Origin of the sequence: Occallatibacter sp. (assembly GCF_049582745.1) — a bacterium.
In the GTDB taxonomy this organism is placed as follows: Bacteria; Acidobacteriota; Terriglobia; order Terriglobales; family Acidobacteriaceae; genus Telmatobacter.
The window spans coordinates 100231-125051 of record NZ_JBAUUO010000045.1 but is presented as its reverse complement, the minus strand read 5'-3'; the positions used below and the strand labels follow the sequence as shown (position 1 = coordinate 125051).

Below are 24821 nucleotides of genomic sequence, written 5' to 3'. Positions count from 1 at the left end.
CCGAAAAGTCAGGGTCAATCATGGGGAGAGGTTCTTTTGTGGATAAGGGGGTCCCGAATCCATCTTCTCCGATTATTTTAGGCTTTTTTCGGAAATTGTCCTATTTTTGTTGAGTTTCTGCCGAGTTTTCCACAGACAGGTTTGCACCAAAACTCAGCGCAAAGTTGTCGGAAAATTTACCGCCTTTCGGATTACCTTCTCGATCGCCCTGAGCGCCTGCGCCCTCGGGAACCCCGGCCGGCTTGCCAACCGGATCGTCCGCCGCGTCCGTCCCGTCAACGGCACCAGTACTATCCCCCTCTGCCCAAGCGACCCGGCGGCCAGCGCCGGAATCAGCGTCGCTCCATACCCCGCCGCCACCAGGTTCACCAGCGTCTCCAGCGTGGCCGCCTGCATCGACCCGTGCAGCCCACCGCGCGCATGACCAAGCCCATGCCCGCCATGTTTCGCTCCGCAAGCCGCCAGCGCCTGGTTAGCAAGGCAGTGTCCCTCCGCCAACACCAGCAACTCATCGGTCAGCGCTGCTTCATCCACACGCTTCGCTCCGGCAAGCCTGTGATTTCGAGGTAATGCCGCGAGCAGCGGCTCCTCATACAACTTGATCTCCGTAATCTCCGGCGCATCCGTGTCTGTCGCCAGCAGCGCCGCATCCAGTTTGTGATTTCTCAGCGCCTCCACCAGTGCCCGCGTCTGATCCTCCCACAATTCAATCGTCAGCCCCGGATAGCCCTGCCTCAGCGGCTTCAAAATCAGCGGCATCAGGTACGGCGCCACCGTCGGAATCACTCCCAGCTTCAGCGGTCCCACCAGCGGATCGCGCGCCGCCCGCGCCACCGCTTCCATCTGTCCAGCCTCCGCCAGCGCCCTCCGCGCATGCCCCAGAATCTGGCTCCCCACCGGCGTGATGTCCACCCGCTTGTTGGTCCGTTCCAGCAGCGTCACGCCCAACTCGTCTTCAAGCTTTTTGATTTGGCTGCTCAGCGTCGGTTGGCTTACGTTGCAAGCCTCAGCCGCCCGCCCAAAATGCCGATGTTCCGCAATCGCAACCAGGTACCTCAATTCCTGCAAATTCATTCCAAACTCCGGGGTTCACAGATCAAAGTTCTTGGTTCACAGTCCAACTTCGCGGTGCCGGGCGCCAGCTGTGAACTCAGAACTCCAAACTGCTTTTAATCATAGGCCCCACCAATCATCATCAAAGAAACAATTGATTTGCTATATCGAACCCCACGGCGATACCTTACCCGTAAATGCGATGTATTTCCGCCGGGACTCTCCCGGAAACCTCCGACCGAACCAGCAATCTTCTAGCAAGCAAAATCAGGAGACTTTATGTCTAGCGAAGCACAATGCCCGTTCTCGAACGGCGCAATCAAGCACACATCGGCAGGCGCAAAGGGCAACCGCGACTGGTGGCCCAATCAATTGAACCTCGGCATTCTGCACCAGAATTCCTCCCTGTCCAATCCCATGGAAAAGGAATTCGACTACGCACAGGAGTTCAAAAAACTTGACCTCGATGCCGTGGCTAAAGACCTTCACGCCCTCATGACCGATTCTCAGGATTGGTGGCCGGCCGATTTCGGCCACTACGGACCGCTCTTCATCCGCATGGCCTGGCACTCCGCTGGTACCTATCGCATTCACGATGGTCGCGGCGGCGCAGGAAGAGGCGCGCAGCGTTTCGCCCCTCTCAACAGCTGGCCTGACAACGTCAACCTAGACAAGGCCCGTCGCCTGCTCTGGCCGGTCAAACAGAAGTACGGCCGCAAAATCTCCTGGGCTGACCTCATGATCCTTGCCGGCAACGTCGCTCTCGAGTCGATGGGCTTGAAGACCTTTGGATTCGGCGGCGGTCGCGCGGATATCTGGGAGCCGGAGACCGACACCGATTGGGGCCCGGAGAGCACCTGGCTGGGCGATCAGCGCTATAGCGGTGATCGCGAACTCGCAAATCCGCTAGCCGCTGTCCAGATGGGCCTGATCTACGTGAATCCCGAAGGCCCCAACGGCAACCCCGACCCCGCAGGCTCGGCGCGCGACATCCGCGAGACCTTCGCCCGCATGGCAATGAACGACGAAGAAACGGTGGCCCTCATCGTTGGCGGCCACACCTTCGGCAAGACCCATGGCGCTGCGCCAGCAAGTCACGTTGGCGCGGAGCCCGAAGGAACGAGCTTTGAGGAGATGGGACTCGGCTGGAAGAACAGCTTCGGTACCGGCATCGGCGCCGATGCGATTACCAGCGGCATCGAAGTCATCTGGAGCCAGACGCCGACCAAGTGGAGCAACAACTTCCTCAAAAATCTCTACGGCTTTGAATGGGAGCTAACCAAGAGTCCGGCAGGCGCCCATCAGTGGAAGCCCAAAGGCGATGCCGGCAAAGACACTGTCCCCGACGCGCACGATCCCAAAAAGCGTCATCAGCCTATGATGCTCACTTCCGATATCGCCTTGCGAGTTGATCCCATTTACGAAAAAATATCGCGCGACTTCCTCAACAATCCCGACAAGCTCGCCGACTCGTTCGCCCGCGCCTGGTTCAAGCTCACACATCGCGACATGGGTCCGATCTCGCGCTACCTTGGCCCGTTGGTTCCGAAAGAAGAGCTGATCTGGCAGGACCCCGTGCCCGCCGTCGATCACGAACTGGTCAACGACAAGGACATCGCCGCGCTGAAAGCTAAAGTCCTGGCTTCCGGCATGTCGATCTCCCAACTCGTCACCACCGCGTGGGCTTCCGCCTCGACCTTCCGCGGCAGCGACAAGCGCGGCGGCGCCAACGGCGCACGCATCCGCCTCGAGCCCCAGAAAAACTGGGAAGTCAACCAACCCGCCGAACTGGCCAAGGTTCTCTCAAAGCTCGAGTCGATCCAGAAAGACTTCAACGCATCGCAAAAAGGCAGCAAGGAAATCTCGCTCGCCGACCTCATCGTTCTCGCCGGTTGCGCAGCCGTCGAGTCTGCCGCAAAGAAGGCCGGTCACACCATCAAAGTTCCATTCGAACCGGGCCGCAACGACGCTTCGCACCAACAGACCGATGCCGCTTCCTTCGCCGTCCTCGAACCCGTTGCGGACGGCTTCCGTAACTACGCCCGAAAGGGAACCGAAGAACACGCCGCTGCCATGCTGCTCGACAAGGCGCAGCTGCTCGGCCTCACCGCTCCCGAAATGACTGTCCTCATCGGCGGCATGCGCGCTCTCGGCGCCAACGTCGCGCACTCGCCGCATGGTGTCTTCACCAGGCGCCCTGAAACCCTCACCAATGACTTCTTCGTCAACCTGCTCGACATGCGCACAAAGTGGGCAAAATCGGAAAAGTCTCCAGACGTATTGGAAGGCCGCGATCGCCACTCCGGCGAGCTCAAGTGGACCGCCACAATTGTCGATCTCGTCTTCGGATCAAACGCCCAACTCCGCGCTATCGCCGAGGTATACGCCAGCAGCGATTCGAAGGAAGCATTTGTGCATGACTTCGTAGCTGTCTGGAGCAAAGTAATGAACGCGGATCGCTTCGACCTGCTTCGGGAAGGGAAGATTGAAGCCAACCCTCCCACCACCCACCCCGTAGCCGAAACCGTAGCCGGCGACTAACACATCCTCCGCAGTGGATGCTGTCGCACAATGTTGGGTGCCCCATTCATGACGCAGTTTCATCGCGTCATGAGTGGGATAGCACGAACTCCATCCGAAGTCCTCAAAGAGACAGCTTCTTCGTTGACTCAATAGATCCGGGCTTCCCCGCCTGCACATCCGGTCTGGATCGCTTGCCGGTCCAGACCGGAACTGTCTCACCCGACCACTGCGAACTCAGAACTCCAAACTACGAACTCTTCTTAAACTCCAGCGTCGCGTAGTTCATCTGCCCCTGCGCCACCGTATGAACCGTCAGCACGTTTCTGCCTTTTTTCAATTGCACCTTCACCAGACCCTTCGCCACATTCCAGTGATGCCACTGCCGCCACGCCACCGCGTCCGCCGCATCGTACGTCGCCGCAATCGTCAACGGCCCCGTTGCCGCAACGCCATTCACATCCAGCGAAATCGTCCCACCGCGATTTGACGTGTACAGCAAATCCGCGGTGTAATCGCCCGTCTCCGCCACATCCACCGTCACGTTGAACCACTCGCCCGGCTCGGTCCACCCCACATAAAGCAGTCCCGCAGGAGGCGTCACCTTGTCATAAGGATTGTCGTCGATCTTCGGATCGAGCCCGAACTTTGTATACGAAGTATCCACGCCCTCATTCATCCGAAACTCGTTCAAGTACGTGCCATTCGCCGGATTCAGCGCGCCGCTTCCATTATTCTTCGCGTCGGCATCGTGATACGCCACGCCCTCGCCGCCCAGGTCGTAGTACGCGCACATCACCGTCCCCGGAATCCTCTGCGCCCCGCCGTTGTGCTTGCTGTCATGAAACGGAGTTCCCTGATAGCTCTTCAGAAAATCCGCCTTCCGCGCGGCAACCGTGCCCGCCGCCACCAGCGCAACTGTAGAAGCCATCAACCACCACCGATAAACAAAACGACGCATCATGAACCTCACCTTTTCCCAGGATTCTGCGAATCGAACAAATACTACGGGGAAGATAGCCAGGTTGTCGTTTCGTGGATTTTCGCATCACAACCTGTGCGATCTCGACAATCGTTGTCGACCATGTCCGAATAGCCTTTCATCCTGTCGCAATCCGGGGTGCGACAGTGGAATTCACTCGCCAAAAGCCTTGCTTGGCGCAAAATCGGCACTATGATAAATCCATCGCGCAGTGACGGCGAACGGGTAAGTTGATGTCACTGTTTCATGTCAACATCGACCCAGCCGTAGCGGAGGAGCTACTTCTAGGCATGATCGGTTCAATTGCGGTCGTGCTTGGTGCAATTCTAGTGCTGGAAGGTCCTCCGCAAGCCAGGCGCAGAACTCCCGAGACAGATCTGGAAATATTTCCGGTTCCAGTCGGTCCGCTTTCGATGACCGTGTCTGCGCAGCAGAGAACGAGCGATCCTCTGAATTTGCGCTTCACGGTCTCTGATCAAAACGTCACATTGCTTTGCATAGAAATTGCCAACCAGTTGGACAAAGGGGCGGAAACCTCCCAATGCGTGGAGGCAGCTCCCGGTGTTTTTGTCGCGTCCTTGGACCCCGTGGTCGTCCAGCGGTGGTATAACGCCAGTCCATATTGGGACGGAGAGACGAAGCAACTCCCGATCCGCGTGTCTTTTTTGGCCAACGGCCAGGCAGCGAGCCGAACCATTTGGGTCGCAGTGAGCCAAGTTCCGATTTCGGGCCGAAGGCACGGCGATGACAGTGGTTTTGCCTGGTTTCTTGAGGGCCCGTGTTTAAGAGACGTCCCGGCGCCAAAGCAAATACCCTACCTCCCGCGCGCCAGTAGACGCTGAATCCCGCCCTCCCGCGCCAGGAGCCTTCAACAGCGGACAAACATTCCTTGCTTCCCATCACTCCGCCGCAGCGTTCGCCAGTCCCTCAATCACCGCCAGATTCTTCATCAACTCCGCAGGCACGCCATGCCGCCCCGCAAGATACTGCGCGCTGTTATACGAAACCCAAACCTTGCCCGCTCCATTCTCCGCCACCAATATCTTCAGCGGCAGATCGATCGCGATACTGGGCGCTGCCAGCATCACCGGCGTCCCCGCCTTGGGACTGCCAAAGATCAGCAGCTTCGTATTCGGCATCTGCATGCCGGCCTTTGCTGCCTCGCCGCTATGGTCCACCACGGCGAACAACGTCACGCCCTTGGCCTCGAGACTGCTTTTGAGCTTTTGTACGGTCTCATCCACTGAATGACTGCTGGCAACCTGAACAACGCCGTTGTTGCTCGACAAAGGAAACCTCCTTGTTGCTTCCGGTGCCTGATTGGGTTGTGCTGTGCACCGAGATGAGATAGATGGCCATCGCCAGACCCACCAGCGCCACGATAAACGCAACCATAACCGCCTGCGCCGTGGAATGCGAATGGGATGTTTCGCCCCGGTCAAGCTCGTGGAGAAGGCGCAGATGCCGCCAACCCGCAATCGCGTTAACGCCAACGCCAACCGCAATCAGCGCCGTTCCGAACCACAGAGAAAGTCCGTAGTGTTGCGTAGCCGCTGAATTCTGCGCGACACGCAGTTCCTGCAGAAACAAGCCAAAACGCGCCACCACAAATCCGAACCCCATCATCGCCAGACCCGTGCGGATCCACGCAAGCAATGTGCGTTCGGCTGCAAGATAATCGCTCAGGCTTGCCTTCGGAGGGGCAGATTCAGGACTGTTCATCGATGCGAAATCCTTGGGGGTGAGGAGACTGCTGAGAAATGAGATTGTAAAGTGTCCTGGCCCGTTGTACCAGAGTTGTCACTTCAGACCTGTGACCGCTGTCCGGACGCACTTCGCTGCGCTTCTGTAAAGTTGAAGCAGGGAATCAACGTCCCTCAGGTTCGCTCTTGGCCACTCCCTCAAACCCGGAAAATCTCGCACGGCTTCTGCATTCGGTCTTCGGCTTCGCGGGCTTTCGCGCCAACCAGGAACCCGTCTGTCGCGCCGCAATCGAAGGCCGCGACCTGCTCCTCGTCATGCCTACCGGGGCAGGGAAGTCACTCTGCTACCAGCTTCCCGCCATCGCTCTCGGCGGAACGGCCCTCGTCATCTCGCCCCTCATCGCGCTGATGGAGGACCAGGTCGCCAAGCTCGCCGCACTCAATCTCCGCGTAGCGCGCATCCACTCCGGCCTTGACCGTAGCCTTTCCCGACAGGCATGCATCGACTATCTTGCCGGCACACTCGACTTTCTCTTCATCGCACCCGAGCGCCTGCGGGTTTCTGGCTTTCCTGAGATGCTCGCCAAGCGCCCGCCTACACTCATAGCGATAGATGAGGCGCACTGCATCTCGCAATGGGGCCATGACTTTCGCCCCGATTACCGCATGATCGGCCAATACCTGCCCGCCCTGCGCAATGGATCGGATTCCGTGCCGGTCCTCGCTCTTACTGCGACCGCGACGCCAACTGTGCAGGCCGACATTACCGCACAACTCGGCATGATCAACCCCGCGCGCTTCATCCACGGCTTTCGTCGCGACAACCTTGCTATCGAAGTGGTCGAACTTTCTGTGCCGCAACGCGTCCGTGTCATCTGCGGGCTGCTCTCCTTGCGCGATCGCCGTCCAGCCATTGTCTATGCCACCTCGCGCAAGCAGTCTGAAAGCCTCGCCGCGGAGTTATCGCAACTCATGCCCGCTGCCGCGTATCACGCCGGACTCGACGGCGAAACCCGCGAGCGCGTCCAGAACGCCTTTCAATCCGGCCGGCTTGAAGTCGTCGTCGCCACCATCGCCTTCGGCATGGGCATCGATAAAGCCGACATCCGCACCATCATCCACGCCGGCCTCCCCGGCACCCTCGAGGGCTACTACCAGGAGATTGGCCGCGCCGGACGTGACGGCGCCCCAAGCCGTACCTTCCTCATGCACTCCTACGCTGACCAGCGTACCCACGACTTCTTTCTCAATCGCGACTACCCGCCCACCGATCATCTCCACCAGGTTTTCCGCATGCTGGGCGAGGTCGCGCGTCCCATCGACGAACTTCGCGCTGGTTCAAAACTCACCGAAGAAGAATTCGACAAGGCGCTTGAGAAACTGGAAATCCACGGCGGCGCGCGCGTCGACTTTGCCGGCAACGTCACCGTCGGCGCACCCGGCTGGAAGAAAACTTACTCGATTCAGGCCCAGCACCGCGCCGAACAATTCGAGAAAGTCCTGCGCTACACCACCTCCAGCGAATGCCGCATGTCCGCGCTCGTCCGCCACTTCGGCGATGACGCCGATGCCGCGCAATCCTGCGGCGTCTGCGACATCTGCAATCCCGCCGGAGCCATCCTTCGCCTCTTCCGCCGCGCCACCAATTCCGAACGCGCGATGGCACAGTCCATCCTCGACGAACTCCGCTCCGTCGATTACAAAGCAGCCGGCACCTTGCAGAAATCCGTCGATACTTCTTGCCGCCTTACGCGCGATGACTTCGATGCCGTCCTCGGAGCGATGACCCGCACCAACCTAATCGCCATCGAAGAGGCGGAATATGAGAAAGACGGCGAAGTCCGCCGCTATCGCAAGGTAAGCCTCACCGAAACCGGTCTCGCCACCCGCTCCATCGCGCAAGTTGAATTACTCCTCAGCGACGGCATCGCCGAAGAATTTGCCGAACCGGCAAACCGGAAACATCTCCGAAAGATTTCAAAACGCGATGCAACACATCCCACAGCAGAAGCTGATCGTTCGATAGTTCGAACTCCGGGTTCTCGCAGTGGAGAAGTCATTCCGCCAGCGTTGTCCAGCGACGGAGAAGAGCTCGCTGCACGCCTCAAAGAATGGCGGACCGGCGAAGCCAAACGCCTCCGCGTTCCGCCTTACTGCGTCATGCACGATCGCACCCTCACCGCGGTCGCTCGAGCCCGACCGGCCAATCCCCGCCAACTTCTCGAGATCGACGGCATCGGCCCGGCGAAAGTGGAAAAATTTGGCCCCGCGATCCTGGAGATCTGCGGAGCCAAATCCTGATCACTGACCACGGGCCCTAATCCCTCGTCCGTGATCCCCAATCCCTGATCCCTGTTGTTACGCCACCCGCTCAATCGTCACCGACTCCAGCACCACCGGCGTCTTGGGCTTATCCTGCCCGCCTCGCGCAACCTTCGAAATCTTGTCCGCAATCTCCTGCCCTTCGACGACTTCTCCGAAGATGGTGTGCTTTCCCGTGAGCCAGTCCGTCGGCGCCACAGTGATGAAGAACTGGCATCCGTTTGTGTTCGGCCCCGAGTTCGCCATTGCCAGCTTGCCCTTGGTGTCGAACCTGTGCTTTGATCCGCGGGTCTCGTCTTCAAAACGATATCCCGGTCCGCCCATACCCGTCCCCGTCGGATCGCCGCCCTGGATCATGAAGTCCGGAATCACACGGTGAAAGATCGTTCCATCAAAAAGCTTGCTCGTCGACTTTGCATGCGTCGAGGGATGCGTCCACTCCCTCTTGCCTTCCGCCAGTTCGATAAAGTTCTTCACCGTGATCGGCGCGTCCGACTCAAAGAGGCAAACAACAATCTTGCCTTCGCTCGTGTTAAAAGTTGCATACGTTCCTGGTGCCTGTGCCATAGAAACTCCTTTTGACCGAATTAGCTGATTGGCGGGCTGGCGGCGTTATGGGCGATCGAGGTTTTATCCAGCGCCTGCCGCCGAGTGCTTACTATTGTTGTGAATCGAGCGAAAAGACCACGTTGATCTGTGTCTTCACCGCGACCTGCTGACCATTCAGCAGGTAAGGCCGATAGCGCCAAGATTTGACGGCATTGATGGCGGCCGCCTGCAAGCGCGCAGGCCCGCTAACGAGTTTAAGAGACGTCACCGCTCCATCCGGTCCGATTAAGGCGGCCAGTACTACGGTGCCGGAAATGCCGGCTTGCTTGGCTTCAGGTGGATAGACAGGAGCTGCATGCGAAACTAGGAGACCTTGAGCTACGCCCGCCGATATGCTAACGGCATTTGAAGGGGACTCGCTCTGTTGAAACAATGATTCACCTTCTTGAGGGGCCTTCATGCCTGCGACCTGGATCGAGGAGTTCTGCTCCCTCTCGGCGTCCGGACTCGGCGGCGCCGCTTGACCTTCCGGAACAATCGTTACCTTCTTCAACACCACCGGCGTTACCGGCTTGTCGCTGTCGTCTCGCTGCACGCGCGCGATGGCCTTCACCACGTTTACGCTCGGCTCATCACACTGCCCGAAGATCGTGTGCTTCTGATTCAGATGCTCGGTCGGCACTTCAGTGATAAAGAACTGGCTCCCGTTTGTATTCGGACCCGAGTTCGCCATCGCCAGCCGCCCCGGCACATCGAAATTCAAATCCGGATTGAACTCATCTTCAAACGTATATCCCGGATCGCCCGCACCCGTTCCCGCCGGGTCGCCGCCCTGGATCATGAACTCCGGAATCACACGATGAAAAATCGTCCCGTCATACAACGGCTTGTTGTGCATCTTCTTCTGTGTCGCGGGATCGACCCAGTCCTTGGTGCCCTCGGCCAGCGCGATAAAGTTGGCCACCGTCGTCGGCGCCTCCTTCTGAAAGAACTGGCACGTAATTCGTCCCATCGATGTATCCATAACGACGGTTGGCCCATTAGGACGAATCATCGCCGCCGCCGTTGCCTGCGGCGCATCGGGCAGCGCCGGTTCCACTGGTTTTGGAGCCTCTTGTGCAAGCGCCGCAATCGTCGTGACTGCGATCGCAAAGGTCGAAATCAACAGGTTGGTTCTGAGTCTCATGCAGGTTCGAGGGTAAATCATCCCGCGTATGGGTTGCCAGCGCCCGCCACCGGCCATGTATGTTTATCGAATGAGCCTTGCACACCTTAGAGACTTACCCGGGCGCCTCGCTCTTGTGGCGTTCGCGCTTTTGTGCCTTGGGATCGCCCCTGTGCGCGTTGTGGCGCAGGCCGACAAGGCGCCAGCCGCAACCGACAAAGACAAAGATAAGCCTGCCGCTAAACCCGCCGACGATAAGACCGGCCTCCCCCCTCTGCCTCCCGAGGTGCACACCCAGCAGACCATCCAGATCGATGGCAAGCCGCTCCATTACACCGTCACCGTCGGCGCGCTTCCCACGCGTGACAGCGACGGCAAAATCGCGGGCGATGTGGTCGTCAGCGCTTACACCATGGAGGGCGCAAATCGCCCCGTCACCTTCGCCTTCAACGGCGGCCCCGGCGCATCCTCGGTCTATTTGAACTTCGGCGCCATCGGCCCCAAGCATCTTGACGCCGGCAACGAAGGCGACAGCCCTTCCGACCCCACCAATCTCGTCGACAATGCCGGAACGTGGCTCGACTTCACCGACCTCGTCTTCATCGATCCCATCGGAACCGGCTTCAGCCGATCCCTGGTGCCTGAAGCCGAGGCCAAAAAGCTCTTCTACTCGACCGAGCCCGACATTGAGTATCTCTCCCGCATCGTCTACGACTGGCTCGTGAAAAACGACCGCCTGAGCTCGCGCAAATACCTCGTCGGCGAAAGCTACGGCGGCTTCCGCGGACCTCGCATCACCCACTATCTGCAAGCGCAGCTCGGCGTCGCGATGAACGGCGTTGTCCTCGTCTCGCCCTATCTCAACCCCACCATCGAGAGTGACGGCCTTCTCTCCCCTCTTCCATGGATGATGACGCTGCCCTCCATCACCGCGGCCCATCTCGAACGCGAAAAGAAGCTGACGCCGGAAGCCATGGCCGACGTCATCGCCTACACCCAGGGCGAATACGCCACTACCCTCATCAAGGGCCACTCCGACGAAGCCGCTACGCAGAAGATGATCGCAAAGGTCACTGAACTTACCGGCCTCGATCCGGCGTTCGTCAAGTTCTCCGGCGGACGTCTCGAGACGGGCGCCTATCTCCGCGAGGTCCATCGCGAAGAGGGCAAGCTCGGCTCCGTGTACGACTCCAACGTGACCTCGTTCGATCCTTTTCCCTTCGCGCCCGAGCAGCGTGCCAACGATCCTCTCCTCGCAAGCATCGTCGCCCCGCTTACCACCGCGATGGTCGACTTCGTCACGCGCACCGTGGGCTGGAAGGTCGATGCCCGCTACAACGCGCTCTCCTATGACGTGGGCCGCCAATGGAACCGCGATGCGGAACTGCGCCAGGGCTCCGTACCCGATCTGCGCGAGGCCGTCGCCGCCGATCCCAAGCTGCGCGTCATGATTGTCCACGGCTGGAACGACCTCTCGTGCCCCTTCATGGGCTCAGTGCTCACCGTCGAACAGATGCCAATCATGGGCGATCCCACCCGCGTCAGCGTCCACGAATTCCCCGGCGGCCACATGTTCTACACCCGCATCGACAGCCGTATTGCCCTGCGCAAAGATGTGATGGAGATGTACGCGAAGCATTGAGAGACAGAGTTAACAATGGGAGACAGTGAAAGAGTGAAGAAGTGAACGGTGCGTTTCACTTCTTCACTTCCTTCACTTCTTCACTTCTTCACTTCCTTCACTCCTTCACTTTCTCACTTCTTCACATCTCGTTTTACCATTGACTTCCTACCCATAGATACTCTATACATAGACGCATGAAGAAACCGGACCTGCTCCCCGGCACCCTCAACATGCTCATCCTCAAGACTCTCACCCGCGCACCCCTGCACGGCTACGGCATTGCGCAGTCCATCAAGCGAATGTCCGACGATGTGCTGACCGTGGAAGAAGGCTCCCTGTATCCGGCCCTGCAGCGCCTCCTGCTGCAAGGCTGGGTCAAAGCCGAGTGGAGGATGACCGACACGAATCGCCGCGCGCGCTTCTACACCCTCACCGCCGCGGGCCGTAAGCACCTGGGCCTCGAGGTATCCGAGTTCGAGCAGATGATCGCAGCGATTGGTCGCGTGCTGAGCGAGCCGGTATGAAGTTGCAATGAATCGCAAAGCTGTGCGCACCTGCATCACACGGAGGTCCGATGAACCCGTTCACTTCCCTCGTAAAAAGGCTCAACCTTCTCTTCCGCCGCGATCGCTTCCACAGCGAACTCGATGAAGAGATGGCCTTTCATCGCGAACAGGCTGAGAAGGACTTCATCGCCTCCGGAATGTCTTCGCAGCAGGCCCACGTCGCCGCCGCTCGCCAGTTTGGCAACGCCACGCATCTGCGTGAACAGACTCAGAGTCTCGTCGCCTTCAGTTGGGAGACTGTCGCGCAGGATCTTCACTTCGCCCTTCGTCAACTCCGCCAAAAACCTGGCTTCGCTATCACCGCCATCTTCATCCTCGCCCTCGGCATGGGCGTCAGCGTTGCCATCTTTGGATTCGTCGACGCCGCTTTGATCCAGCCGCTGCCGTACTACGCCCCCAATCGCCTGATGGACGTGGCCGAGCAGAGCGCCATGTTTCCACGCTCGAACCTCTCCCGCGACGACTACGATGACTGGAAGCGCCTGAACCGCTCCTTCAGCTCTCTTGACGTTTACGGCGGGACGGGTTTTCTTTTGCGAACTTCGTCCGGCTCGGAACCGGTGCCCGCGGCACGTGTAAGCGACGGCTTCTTTCAAACCTTGGGCGTGCGCCCCGTGCTCGGCCGTGCCTTCCGCCCTGGCGAAGACCACCCTGGCGGCGCAAAGATCGCAATCCTCACGTACGGAACCTGGCAGAGAAGATTCGGCAGCCGCGACGATGTCATTGGCCAGTCACTCACTCTCGACGGGACCAACTACACCATCGTTGGTGTCCTTCCCCGCACCTTCGAGTTCGCCCCGCGCGCCAACGTCGAATTTTTTGTCCCTCTGCTCGACAAGAATGGCTGTGAGCAACGCCGCAGTTGCCACAACCTCTTCGGCGTCGGCCGCCTTCGCGATGGCGTAGCGCCTGCAACAGCTCTCCAGGACATGAAAGCCATCGCCGCGCAGTTGGCCATCCAGTATCCCGGCTCGAATGAGGGACAGGGTGCGGAAGTGCAGCCGCTCTCGCAAATCGTCGTTGGCCAGATTCGTCCGGTCCTGCTCACCTTGCTCGCGGCCTCTGGTCTTTTGCTTCTCATCGCATCGGTCAACGTCGCCAGTTTGCTTCTCGTCAAATCAGAATCGCGTCGCCGTGAAATCGCAGTGCGCGGAGCTCTCGGTGCCACATCCACGCGCCTCAGTCGCCAATTCATTACCGAGGGGCTTCTGCTGGCTGCAGTCGGCAGTCTTGCAGGACTTGCGGTTTCCACGTGGGCGATGGCGATTTTGAGAAGCTTGATCCCCAAATCCGTGGCCGGTTATGTGCCTTTTCTCAGCCGCGTCGGCCTGCACGCGCACTCCATCCTCTTTGCCGCGGCCGTTGCCGTTCTCGCTGCCGCTCTCATGGCTCTCACTCCCATTCTTCGCCTCTCGTTTCAGGACATCCGCACGGGTCTTGGCGACGGTGGCCGGGGCGCAGCCGGCCGATTCTGGCGTCGCATGGGAGCCAACCTCGTCGTCATCGAATTAGCCGTAGCCGTAGTCCTGTTGGTTGGCGCCGGGCTGCTGGGTAAAAGCTTTTATCGCCTTCTTCATGTTGATCTCGGCTTCGACGCAACGCATCTCGCCACCGTGCAAATGGTCGCGCCGGATGCCTCCTATCCGAAACCCGAACAGAAAGTCGCGCTGTTCCGCGAAGTCACACGTCGCCTCTCTGTACTTCCTGGCGTCGAGTCTGTCGGCATCACTAGCGATCTCCCCGTCCAATGCAATTGCGATACAGACTGGATTCGCATTGTCGGCAAGCCATACCACGGTGAACACAACGAAGTGGACGAGCGCGATGTGAGCCCCGGTTATTTGCCCACGCTGAAATCGCGTCTCATGCGCGGCCGGCTCTTCTCCGAAGATGACGACACGTCCAAATCGCAAAAAGTCATCATCAACGAGGCCCTCGCGCAAAAGTACTTTCCCGGTGAAGATCCCATCGGACAAAAAATAGCGAATGGCAGTCTCGATCCGAAATCGATGCGCGAAATCATCGGAATCGTCGCAAATGTGCGCGAAGGCGGCCTCGACGACGATCTCTGGCCCGCAGAGTACGAATCCATGTACTACGGTCCCAACAATTTCGTGGCCGTTTCCATTCGCACAATGGGCGACGAGCAGGCCATCCTTCCCGAAGTCATCAAGACGATTCACCAGATCAATCCGAGCCTGGGAACGTACGGTGAGCTCACGATGAGCGATCAAATCAGCAGCACGCAGTCTGCTGTGCTCCATCGCTTTGCAACAGCGATCGTTGCCGGCTTTGCCTTCATTGCGCTCGTGCTCAGCGTGGTCGGGCTCTATGGAGTGATCGCCTACTCGGTCAGTCAGCGCACGCGCGAGATCGGTGTGCGCATGGCTCTCGGCGCGCAGCGCAGCACGGTCTACAAGATGGTGATGCGCCAGGCGGGATGGCTCACGGCTGCAGGCATCTGCATCGGCCTTGCGTGTGCTGTTGGCGCCTGCATGACCATGGGCAAACTTCTCTTCGGAGTAGCAGCATGGGACGCGCCAACGCTCGCCACCGTCGCGCTGCTTCTCGGCTCTGCGTCCCTCGCCGCAAGCTTCCTTCCCGCCCGCCGCGCCGCCAGCGTCAGCCCCACTGACGCCCTGCGCGCCGAATAGTCCGCAATGCAAGGGTGCCTCGCGCCCTGCCCCGTTTGAAGTGGATTGCTGTGTTGAAAGAGCACGGTTTCAACCCTGCCGCCGAAGTCCCGCGAGCGTTTCAGGATTGAGAAAAACACCTGTTTTGAAAGGGCACGGTTTCAACCGTGCCGCAAAGAGCAATAGAGTGAACCGCGGCTTTAGCCGCTGAGGAATGTTTTTTGAGAAGATCAAGATTCTTTTTGCATTCTGTTTAGCCCCGGCCCCTGAGCAGGTAGCCCAGAGGATATTGGAGCCGAGATAAGCGTGCCGGTTAGGAGTAATTTAGAACGTTTATTCGCTTCTCCACGTCATTCACGTAGAATCTCGGCCCAAAGGAGAGATCTGAATGCAAGCAAGAATTCTGCGAATTGGTATCGGTGTAGCTTTGCTCTTGGCTGGATATATGGTGGGGACGCACAACACAACCTCGATTCACGCGGAAATGAGAGTGAGTATTCCCACCTCTTATGGAAAGGTCATCGCAGGCGACAGCTCATCGCTCTGGTTCGAGGACACAACCGGCACTCTTCGGCAAGTCACCATACCAGCAGGAAATACCATCTTCACCATCGCTCGACAAAAATAGATTGGACTGCAACGCTATTTGCCCGCAGATCGACTTCCCCATTATTCGCAGAACGCTAGCCTGTGCCCCGTTCATCGCAGTTTTATCGCGATGAGCGGGTGGGCCGGCTGCTTTCTAGACACTCTCCAATCACAAGCCCGGTGCCGGTTCGGTGTTTGCACCCCGGAAACCTCAACACTCAAGCCGGTGTCTCGCCCGAGCAACCCGCGCTGTCAAGAGCATCTTTCTAAAGAATCTTTCAAATCTTTTAAATAGAGGACAATGCGACTGTCGCCGTTTTGCAGGTAATTTCCAACAAATGTTGCACAATGAGATTGTCTTGCAAACGATGTGCGGACAAGGTTTCTACGAAACCAAACTGAACCAGCAATGAAGGCACTTAACCCACTGGCCCTGTAAGCCGGCAAACGGGACCTAAGTTCTTTCATAAGAAATCTCTACAGCCAAGTCATTTCGGAACAAATCTTTAGCGCCAATCGCGGCCGTAACCCTCTGAAAAGGGGATGTTTCCACAAAGAGATACCAGTATAGGGGGGGCCACCCTGACCGAAGCGCTGGAGTGCCGAATCCTTTACACCAGCCGCAGAAAACCGTCCAGCCTCACCCGCGCGCCTGGGAACACCAGATCCAGATTTGTCGCGCCGATCGTTTTGCTGACCACCTCGCCCAGCACCTGCCGGTAATCCGTCGTCAGCGCAAGGTCGCGCCCTTCGTTCAATTGATCGTTATCGAGTCCCGGCCACTTGCCATAGACCTTGCCGCCTTTGACGTTTCCGCCCAGCACAAACATTGCGTTCGCATGTCCGTGATCGGTGCCGCCCGTGCCGTTCTCGCGTGCGGTGCGCCCGAACTCCGACATCGTCACCAGCGTCACACTCTCCGCATCGTCTCCCATGTCGCGCCAGAAAGCCGAAACGCCACCGGCAAAGTCACGCAGACGTCCGGAAAGCTGCCCATCCACACTGCCCTGGTTGTGATGGGTGTCCCATCCGCCGATGTCGGTGAAGGCTGCTTCCACGCCAAGATTCGATTTCAGCAATTGCGCAATCTGTTTCATGCGATTGCCAAACTCCGAGTTCGGATATTCAACGCCCGCCGCCGGCTGGTATTGCGCGGGATTCGCAGCACGCAGCATTTTTACTGCCTCGAACGTCGACTCGCCTGCGGCGTGGAAGATGTGGTCGCCGCTATCGCCGTACATCGCTTCAAAAGCGCTTGCCGCAGCTGAAGGCGCGGGTCCGCGTCCCGCCACCGAAAAGTTGTTCAGGTTATTCAACGCGATCGCCGGAATCTTTCCCGCCAGTGTCAGCGGCACCTCCGGCCCCAGTGCCAGAGCGCGAAATGCCGTCTCCTGCTGTTTCCGGATCTGGTCCTGCGCCTGCAGCGCGCGATTCAGCCATCCGTCCGCGGTGCTCTTGATGCCGGGGGTGCCCGACTCCATGTAATCCTGCGCGTCAAAGTGCGAGCGCGACATGTCCGGCGATCCGGCCGCATGAACGATCGCCAGATGCCCCGCGTCGTACAGCGGCTTGAACGAAGCCAGCGAGGGATGCAGTCCGAAGAATCCGTCGAGATCGATCACCTGGTTTTGCGGAATCGCAATGCTCGGCCGCATCGCATAGTAGTTCTTCTCGCGATAGGGCACGACGACGTTGAGCCCATCGGCCGCGCCGCGCTGAAAGATCACTACCATCCGCCGGTTGGGAGTGCCCGCCGTCTCGGCCAGCACCGAGCGCACCAGAAAACTAGGAAGCGCCGCCGTTCCGGCCACCGCAAGCGCGGCGCGGTGCAGAAAAAATCGCCTGCTGATCGGATTCATCCGCATCCTATCTCTCCTTCAGCGCCGCTGGAATTCTGGGGATCCAAGCAACAACCCCGCCAGCAGTTCATCCTGTTTTTCCGTCTCCGTCACCGCACGCGCTCGGAATTTCCTGCGCTCCGGCGCTCCAATCGGCACGGCCACCGCGCTGTTCTCATTCTTCTGCCGCTCAAACTGCTGCAACACCGCTGTTCGCGTCGAGTCGCTCACGCCGCCGGTCACGAGCAAAGCCTCCAGCCGCGACTCTTCCACCTGGGGATCGGGCGCCGACGGATTGGTCTCGAGCGTCGCCGTGTCATTGTTCACGGTTTCCGTAGGATCCCACGCGATCGAAATTCCCTGCAGCCGGTTCGCCGCCATCGACAACGCAAAGTTCATCCGATTTACCAGCGCGTTCGTGCTCACCCACGTATCCGACATCCAGCTGTACCCATTCGGCGTCACGCATCCATAGAGCGGCATGCCCATCTCGCGCACCGCATTCGCCAGTGGCTGCATGTTCTCGATGTCCGCGTTGCTGGCGCGCGCCGCCGAAACAACAAACTCGATCGGCGTTTTCACTTTCGCGCGATACACATTCGTCTCCCAGAACTCCGGCGAATGAAACAGCGTGCTCAGCACTGCTGCGATGTCGCCGGAACTGCTCAGGAATGTCTTCGCCATCCGATCCACCAGCGTCGGCGGCGGATCGTCGCTGACAAAGCGCACGGCAAGTTTGCGCGAGATGAACTGTGCCGTCGCTGGCCGTGTGGCAAGCATGTGCAGCAGCTGGCGCCCTTCCTCTTCGCCGCGATCCTTGAACTTCTGCCCCATCACGACCTTAGTGCCCGGCTCGTGCCGGTTCGGCTCAAACTGGAATCCGCCCCCGCGCTCCGGCTTCTCGACCGTCCAACCCGTCAGAATGCGCGCGACCTGCGTCACATCGGCTTGCGTGTAGCCGCCATTCACGCCCAGCGTATGCAACTCCATCAATTCGCGGGCATAGTTTTCGTTCAGGCCTTCACGCTTCTTCTTGTTGTTCGGGCGACGGTCAGCACGCTCGGCGGCCAGCGAATCCGGGCCGATACTGCTGGAGTTGTCGAGATAAATCATCATTGCCGGGCTGTGCGCCGTCGCCTCCAGCAGATCTTCAAACTTGCCCAGGGCGCACGGACGAATCACGTCGCGCTCAAAGCTGACCATGTAATACGGCGTCGCTGCGCTCTTGTGCAGAAACACGTTGAAGTGATTGAGCCAAAAATCCGTCATCACTTCCTGGAGCTGCGCATTCGAGTAAATGTCCCGTGTGAGGCGCTGCGCAATGATCTCTTCGTTCACCAGTCGCTGCGGATTTTCAAGATCGGCGATCACTTCCTTCAGATCGGGCGGCAGATCCTGCACCAATGCATTGCGTTGGTGTGGTCTGAGCGACTTGAAGAAGGCATCGAACGCATCTGGCTGCAACGCCGCAAGGTGCATTACCCGTTGCTGCGGATCCAAATCCAGCATCCGGCGGAACTCGCTATTATCTGCAACGGACGTCGCCTGCGCAATCTTTGCCGCGCTCATCTGGTTTGCATCCATCGCCCCTTGCGGCTGAACTCCGGCCTGCATCCGCGTCTGCGCGTCGTTTTCAGTTCCTCCGCTCGCTGCGGTCATCCCATCAGCCGCATTCGCTGCTACCTGCGGCTTCGCCTGCTGATCGGCCTTCTTCTGTTGTTCTTCCTGCCGCTTCTCGCTCACGCGATACATCTGGTTTTCATACACCGCATGCAGCGCGCCGCGTTCCGGAACCGGTAGCTTGCCATCCAGCGTTTGCCGGATAATTGCATTGCTCGGCACGCGATAAAGCAGTTCTTCCGGGGTCCATTGCATGGCAGGGAACTGCGACAGCCGCACATTCAGATCCGCCTCTTCAATGCTTGCCGGATGCAATTGCCATTCGAACCACTTGTCCAGGCCTTCCGCGCCCACCGCATCCACGTCGCCCGGTCTCGGCCCGAACGTAAACCGGTTCAGGGCGTGCAGAATCCGCGCATCTCCCTCCAATGGTCTCGAGTCGTTTGTCGCGCGGCCGGAGGAGCGCTTTCCATCGTGGTTTCCTGGGCCCGCAGGCGAATCAGCAGCCAGTACCTGCGGACACACCAGACTGAGGCACAGAACTGCGGTCAGCGGTCCATCAAGAAACTGCATCTACTGCTCCTCACCTCAGAATGTTTTTAGACCTCGGGACAATTAGCTCATTCGATTAGAATGACTCCATTTTCCACCAGAAGTTGTGGCAAGTCCCCGCAATTACCCCAGTCGTAACGGCAATCGCATCGCCCGGTCGCGTCTGAACGCTCCGGCTCATCCCCGCTTCGCCTGTATCCATATGGAATGAGGTCGCTGTTTTGTCTCCTTCGTGCGCAATACGGTCTATCGCGCCTCCTCGCCCGAATCAACTGATTCTAAATGTCTATCGATTAGCACAATCGAGTGATTCGAATTGCATGGCCCAGGCGATAGAATTGCGAAGATTTCGAGACTATACTTACATTCGCCGCTCCAATTCCCAGGCCCGGCCGTTCGAGGTGGAACCGATGCACCCATTGGACTCTGGGCCGTATGGCGGCGGTCGCCCGCGCGTGTTGATTGCAGAAGACGACACGGTCACCCGGCTGATTCTCAAACACTGGATTCTACGCTGGGGTTACGAAATAGTTGTCGTCGACAACGGCATCGATGCCTGGAAAATCCTCGAGCAGGAGCAGCCGCCCGAGGTCGTCATCACTGACTGGTCCATCCCGGGCATCGACGGTATCGAACTCTGCCGCCGCCTCCGCCACAGGTCTCGTTCTTATTACCACTACATCCTCATGGTCACCACGCGTACGGATGAACGTGATATCGTTCATGCGCTCGAGTCGGGCGCCGACGATTGCCTCATCAAGCCCTTCGGCGAGCCGGAACTTCGTGCCCGCCTCCTCGTTGCTAACCGCATCCTCGCGCTGCAGAACGAACTCATCCATGCCCGCGAAGAACTGCGCGCCCAGGCCATGCGCGACGGCCTTACCGGCCTCTGGAATCGCAACGCTTTCCTCGACCTCTTCAAGCGTGAACTCGAACGCGCCCACCGCGCCAATGGCCGCACCGGCCTGCTGCTGCTCGATCTCGACAACTTCAAGCAGGTGAATGACACCTATGGCCACCTCGCTGGCGACATCGTGCTGAAAGAGGCCGCCTTCCGCCTCTGCCGCAACGTCCGCTCCTACGACTTCGTCGGCCGCTTTGGTGGCGAAGAATTCTTCATCGCGCTGCCAGGCTCGGGAAGGGAACAGCTGTGCCAGCGCGCCGAGGCCATCCGCACCGCCATTTGCAGCGAGCCCTTTCGCACGCCTCAGGGTGACGTTTCTGTTTCGTTAAGCATCGGCGCTGCCGCGGCGGAATCGGGCGAACAATCAGCGCCCGAGATGCTGGCCATTGCCGACGTCGGCCTCTATAAGGCGAAGGACTCGGGCCGCAATCGATCTGTGTATTGTGAAAAGCCGTGGGCGGCGATACTCGAAACTAACCTGCCGCACGCTGACCTATGCGCCCAATGCCACGCACAAGTTTCACAAAAGTGCGTTCTGCCTCATGTAAATGCGTAGCTAAAACAACTCGAAGTGCTGGAATCTTAATCGGAATGGGCGGCCAGTTGCAGCAATTGCAAGGCGCGGATTGCTCAGCAGCCCTTCTTGCACCGCTCCATAATGGCCTTGTGCAGGCGCTCACGCAGCCCCACTGGCATCTCGTAAATCTCGTGGGACCGATAAATCTGGATCGTCTTGCGCGTGGTGCTCAACGTGACTTCGCAATGTTCGCAACCGCGCAGATGTTCCTGCAGATCGGCGCGCATCTCGGTAGTCACCGTGTCGTCGATCAGGTCGTCGAGCATTGCCAGAAACTCAGTGCACGTCACTTTTCACTCCCTTTGCCTTGGAAACCTTTTTCCGCTTGAAGTAGCGGCTCAGGCGTTCGCGCAGCTGTAACCGGGCGCGCAGCAGGCGCGACTTCACGGCAGGCACGCTCAACCCGAGCGTTTCTGCCGTTTCCTCCGTGGAAAGGCCGTCCACATCGCGAAGCACAAAAACCACGCGGAATCCCGGAGGCAGGCCCTGGATCGTCTGGCGCAGAATTCCGGCCAGCTCCGATTGCGTGTAGTTCTGCTCCGGATCGGGAGCCCAATCGGCCAGGTCGCGGGGAACGCTCCCCTCCTCCGTGTCGATATCCTCGTCGATCGATACCATCTTGCCTGTACGCCGCTTGCGCAGCCGCATCAGGCTCTCGTTTACTGCGATTCGGACCAGCCATGTGTAGAACTTCGAATTCCCTTGAAATTGATCGAGCTTCTCGTACGCCTTTAAAAACGCGTCCTGCATCACGTCTTCCGCATCTTCGCGGTTTTGCGTGATGTGCTGCGCAATCCTGAAGAGCTGGCGCTCGTATTTGCGGACCAGTTCATCGTAGGCCGAGATATCGCCGCTGCGCACCCTTTCAACAAGGGCCACATCGGGATGCTGCTCGTTTTCGCCTGCTAATGGTTGGATGGTTGCCATGGGGGTTGGTTGCGGGAATTCTGTGATCGGGGCAAAACTCGCCGAATCCCTGCGTCTAAGTGTAAAGGAAGGGGCACCCGCCGGGCCAATGAGGAATTTCCGCCGGACGCCCAAGACGCCCAGGCCATTCCAATAGGCACGTTACGGTACGGGTACTTCGCTGTTCTCCACAGCCTAATCAGGCTTACATTGAATCTATGAACCTAATCCTTTCTCCTCTTCCAATGCGCAGGCCGGCCCGGCTAATGGCCGCAGCACTCTGCGCTTTGCTCGCAATCGCTCCGGTTGAGGGGAAACGGTACGATCCACAGGCCTCCGGCTCCGCCAGCACCACAACTTCCACCTCGCATAGAGCGAAAAAGCCTACGCATCCATCCAGCAAGCAGTCCTCAAACGCCACTGCTCACCCTACGAGAGCAAAAAAAACCTCTGCTTCATCAAAGAGAATGTCGACGGCATCGCGGAGATCGGCTACAGCGCCGCGCGGCCGAAAGAAATATGTCAGCCCCGCTGAGCGCCGTCGGCGCCTGGCGCGTGCTCACAAAATCAAGCTTGCCTTTGTGGCCTCCGCTGAACTTCGGCCGATGGCCCAGCAATTGGCCACCTTGCGCACACCTGCCGCATACGCCGGTGTAACCTCCTACGCGCGCAACCATACGGGCGAAGCCGCGGCGGCTGCGTACCTGGCGCTGGGCCATGCCTACCTGCTCGATAAACGCTACGCCGACGCGGTTGCCAATCTTCACCAGGCAAGGCAAACAGGCGAAGCGCTGGATGACTATTCTGACTTTCTGGCCGCCAGGGCATATCACGATTCCGACCAGGAAGCCCAGGCCGAAGCACTGCTGAAGGGCTTCAAGGAAAAGTACTCTGACAGCATCTTCATCGACGAAGTTCCCGAACTCGAGGCCAATGTTCTCCTCGATCTCCACGATCCGGCCGGCGCCAAGCGCGTAATTGACGCTGCAGCCAGCGATCCTGCCGCGGGTCGGGCCGGATATCAACTAGCTGCGGGCATGGTCGCCCAGGCCTTGAATCAAAATCAGGATGCCGTCCGCATCTTCAAAGACCTTCTTCTCGCATTTCCCCTCAGCACTGAAGCGGCCATCGCGCGCGCCAAGCTGACCTCGCTCGGCGCTGAAGACTCCCTGACCAGCGACCAGCTCCGCGGTCTTGGCGACGCATATTACAAGGCAGGGCACTACGAAGAGGCCGGCGAACAATATCGAGCCGTCGCTCAAAAGGCGAATCTCGATATCCAGCAGCGCAACGGCTTCGCAGTTGCCGCCGCCGCGTGCGATCTGAAACTGAAGCGTCTCACCCAGAGCCAGGCCGAATCCCTCGCCGATACCCCCGACGAAAATGGCGCGCGTCGCCTCTATCTCCTCATGGAACTCGCCCGCAACCGCAACGATCTCGATGAGCAAACCCGCATCGTTACCCGCATGGAAGCGGATTATCCCCAAAGCCAGTGGCTGGCTGAGGCGCTCTTCTCCAGCGGCAACATGTACCTGCTGCGCAAGGACTACGCACGCGCGGCCGAGTATTACGCCTATCTCGCCCAGCACTTTCCCTTGAACAAGAATGCCTCAGCCGCACACTGGCGCGCAGGCTGGCTTAATTACCGGCTGGCAAACTACTCGGACGCCGCCAGGTTGTTCGACGAGCAGATACGCGCCTTCCCCGGTACTCCTGAAACCGCCTCCGCTCTCTACTGGCGCGGACGTCTCTACGAGTCGCAGGATCACGACCTGGCCAGGGCCGCTGCCAACTACCGCACCATCGTCCGCGTCTATCAGCACTTCTTCTATGCGCAGATGGCGCGTCAGCGCCTCGCCACCTTGGGCGGCACTGAGGCTGCAACCGTCTCTGACCTCGACGAGATGAAGACCGCTGACATGCCGCCGCTCGCCGACAGCTTCCCTGAAGACAGTCCACATCTGGCCAAGGCGAAACTGCTCGCCAACGCCGGTCTCAACGACTACATCCCTCGCGAAATCGCCGCCGATCCCGATTCCGGCTCATGGAGCGCGCTCGCCGAGGCGCAAATCTACGCATCCTACGGCGAAGCCTATCGCGCCATGCGCGCCCTCAAGCGCGCTCTGCCCGGCGCCGCCAGCGCCTCCATCCAGTCCATCCCTCTGCCATACTGGCGCATCCTGTTTCCTGAACCCTACTGGACCACCATCAAAGTCGAATCCGCCAAAAACGGCCTCGATCCCTATCTCGTCGCCTCCCTCATTCGCCAGGAATCGGAATTCAATCCATCCGCGATCTCCTATGCCAATGCATGGGGCCTTATGCAGCTTCTTCCTTCGGTCGGCAGATCGCTTGCCCACCAGGAAGGCATGACGCATTTTGAGACCTACCAGTTGCTCGATCCCGATACCAACATTCGCCTCGGCACCCGCTATCTCAAGCAAATGCTCGACCATTTCGGCGGAGTGCCCGAATACGCTCTCGCCGCTTACAACGCTGGCGATAGCCGCGTCGAAGACTGGCAGGCCTCTGGTCCCTACAGCGGCATCGACGAATTCGTTGAGTCCATCCCGTTTACGCAGACCCGTGAATACGTGCAGGCCATCCTGCGCAACATCGAGATCTACCGCCAAATCGACGCCACTACCGCCTCGTCCAAAGACGCCGAAGCCTCCAGCAAGCCCTCCACCGGCAGATAACAATTATTTGCGAGGAATCC

At 59.1% G+C, this 24821-nt stretch carries 18 protein-coding genes; 8 read left to right on the top strand and 10 right to left on the bottom strand.

Annotated elements, in window-relative coordinates:
* Positions 1 to 153 precede the first annotated feature (153 nt).
* Complete coding sequence (locus WCA10_RS06135; protein WP_472821622.1) at positions 154 to 1074, bottom strand: LysR substrate-binding domain-containing protein; 921 nt, start codon at positions 1072 to 1074, stop codon at positions 154 to 156.
* 258 nt (positions 1075 to 1332) lie between these two features.
* On the opposite strand from WCA10_RS06135, the gene katG reads away from it, so the two are divergent.
* Positions 1333 to 3594 (top strand): catalase/peroxidase HPI, encoded by a 2262-nt coding sequence (gene katG / locus WCA10_RS06130; protein ID WP_472821621.1) that lies wholly within the window; start codon positions 1333 to 1335, stop codon positions 3592 to 3594.
* A gap of 229 nt (positions 3595 to 3823) precedes the next feature.
* Here katG and WCA10_RS06125 read toward each other — a convergent pair whose 3' ends face one another.
* The 3 genes from WCA10_RS06125 to WCA10_RS06115 form a co-directional block, all read right to left on the bottom strand.
* The gene (locus tag WCA10_RS06125; protein WP_472821620.1) at positions 3824 to 4537 is read right to left on the bottom strand and encodes a hypothetical protein; all 714 of its coding nucleotides are present in this window, start codon (positions 4535 to 4537) and stop codon (positions 3824 to 3826) included.
* Between the two features lie 917 nt (positions 4538 to 5454).
* Positions 5455 to 5799, bottom strand: coding sequence for a DUF302 domain-containing protein (locus WCA10_RS06120; protein WP_472821619.1), 345 nt, complete (start codon positions 5797 to 5799; stop codon positions 5455 to 5457).
* Positions 5792 to 6277: a YidH family protein gene (locus WCA10_RS06115; protein ID WP_472821618.1), complete on the bottom strand. Its 486-nt coding sequence runs from the start codon at positions 6275 to 6277 to the stop codon at positions 5792 to 5794. Before WCA10_RS06115 ends, WCA10_RS06120 begins: the two co-directional genes overlap by 8 nt.
* 167 nt (positions 6278 to 6444) lie before the next feature.
* On the opposite strand from WCA10_RS06115, the gene WCA10_RS06110 reads away from it, so the two are divergent.
* On the top strand, positions 6445 to 8559 hold the full coding sequence (locus WCA10_RS06110; protein WP_472821617.1) for a RecQ family ATP-dependent DNA helicase: 2115 nt from the start codon (positions 6445 to 6447) through the stop codon (positions 8557 to 8559).
* A gap of 57 nt (positions 8560 to 8616) precedes the next feature.
* Here WCA10_RS06110 and WCA10_RS06105 read toward each other — a convergent pair whose 3' ends face one another.
* Together WCA10_RS06105 and WCA10_RS06100 are read right to left on the bottom strand one after the other, a co-directional pair.
* Complete coding sequence (locus WCA10_RS06105) at positions 8617 to 9147, bottom strand: peptidylprolyl isomerase (protein WP_472821616.1); 531 nt, start codon at positions 9145 to 9147, stop codon at positions 8617 to 8619.
* A gap of 91 nt (positions 9148 to 9238) precedes the next feature.
* A complete protein-coding gene (locus tag WCA10_RS06100; protein WP_472821615.1) occupies positions 9239 to 10315 on the bottom strand; it encodes a TonB family protein in 1077 nt (358 codons plus the stop codon).
* Between the two features lie 70 nt (positions 10316 to 10385).
* On the opposite strand from WCA10_RS06100, the gene WCA10_RS06095 reads away from it, so the two are divergent.
* The 4 genes from WCA10_RS06095 (at position 10386) to WCA10_RS06080 (ending at position 15745) form a co-directional block, all read left to right on the top strand.
* Positions 10386 to 11936 (top strand): S10 family peptidase, encoded by a 1551-nt coding sequence (locus WCA10_RS06095; RefSeq protein ID WP_472821614.1) that lies wholly within the window; start codon positions 10386 to 10388, stop codon positions 11934 to 11936.
* A gap of 176 nt (positions 11937 to 12112) precedes the next feature.
* A complete protein-coding gene (locus tag WCA10_RS06090) occupies positions 12113 to 12442 on the top strand; it encodes a PadR family transcriptional regulator (RefSeq protein ID WP_472821613.1) in 330 nt (109 codons plus the stop codon).
* Between the two features lie 50 nt (positions 12443 to 12492).
* Positions 12493 to 15138 (top strand): ADOP family duplicated permease, encoded by a 2646-nt coding sequence (locus tag WCA10_RS06085; RefSeq protein WP_472821612.1) that lies wholly within the window; start codon positions 12493 to 12495, stop codon positions 15136 to 15138.
* Between the two features lie 367 nt (positions 15139 to 15505).
* Positions 15506 to 15745 (top strand): hypothetical protein, encoded by a 240-nt coding sequence (locus WCA10_RS06080; protein WP_472821611.1) that lies wholly within the window; start codon positions 15506 to 15508, stop codon positions 15743 to 15745.
* A gap of 571 nt (positions 15746 to 16316) precedes the next feature.
* Here WCA10_RS06080 and WCA10_RS06075 read toward each other — a convergent pair.
* Together WCA10_RS06075 and WCA10_RS06070 are read right to left on the bottom strand one after the other, a co-directional pair.
* Positions 16317 to 17570: a DUF1501 domain-containing protein gene (locus WCA10_RS06075; RefSeq protein ID WP_472821610.1), complete on the bottom strand. Its 1254-nt coding sequence runs from the start codon at positions 17568 to 17570 to the stop codon at positions 16317 to 16319.
* Between the two features lie 12 nt (positions 17571 to 17582).
* Entirely contained in the window at positions 17583 to 19736 is a 2154-nt protein-coding gene (locus WCA10_RS06070) for a DUF1800 domain-containing protein (protein ID WP_472821609.1), read from the bottom strand.
* A gap of 389 nt (positions 19737 to 20125) precedes the next feature.
* On the opposite strand from WCA10_RS06070, the gene WCA10_RS06065 reads away from it, so the two are divergent.
* Positions 20126 to 21175, top strand: a complete 1050-nt coding sequence (locus WCA10_RS06065; protein ID WP_472821608.1) for a GGDEF domain-containing response regulator — start codon at positions 20126 to 20128, stop codon at positions 21173 to 21175.
* A 74-nt stretch (positions 21176 to 21249) separates the two neighbouring features.
* Here the strand turns inward: WCA10_RS06065 and WCA10_RS06060 are convergent, their stop codons facing one another.
* Positions 21250 to 21486: an anti-sigma factor family protein gene (locus tag WCA10_RS06060; protein ID WP_472821607.1), complete on the bottom strand. Its 237-nt coding sequence runs from the start codon at positions 21484 to 21486 to the stop codon at positions 21250 to 21252.
* Positions 21473 to 22123: a sigma-70 family RNA polymerase sigma factor gene (locus WCA10_RS06055; RefSeq protein WP_472821606.1), complete on the bottom strand. Its 651-nt coding sequence runs from the start codon at positions 22121 to 22123 to the stop codon at positions 21473 to 21475. The genes WCA10_RS06060 and WCA10_RS06055 overlap by 14 nt, the downstream gene beginning before the upstream one ends.
* A 446-nt stretch (positions 22124 to 22569) precedes the next feature.
* Between WCA10_RS06055 and WCA10_RS06050 the strand changes: the two genes are divergently transcribed.
* Positions 22570 to 24801, top strand: coding sequence for a lytic transglycosylase domain-containing protein (locus tag WCA10_RS06050; protein ID WP_472821605.1), 2232 nt, complete (start codon positions 22570 to 22572; stop codon positions 24799 to 24801).
* Positions 24802 to 24821: the final 20 nt, after the last annotated feature.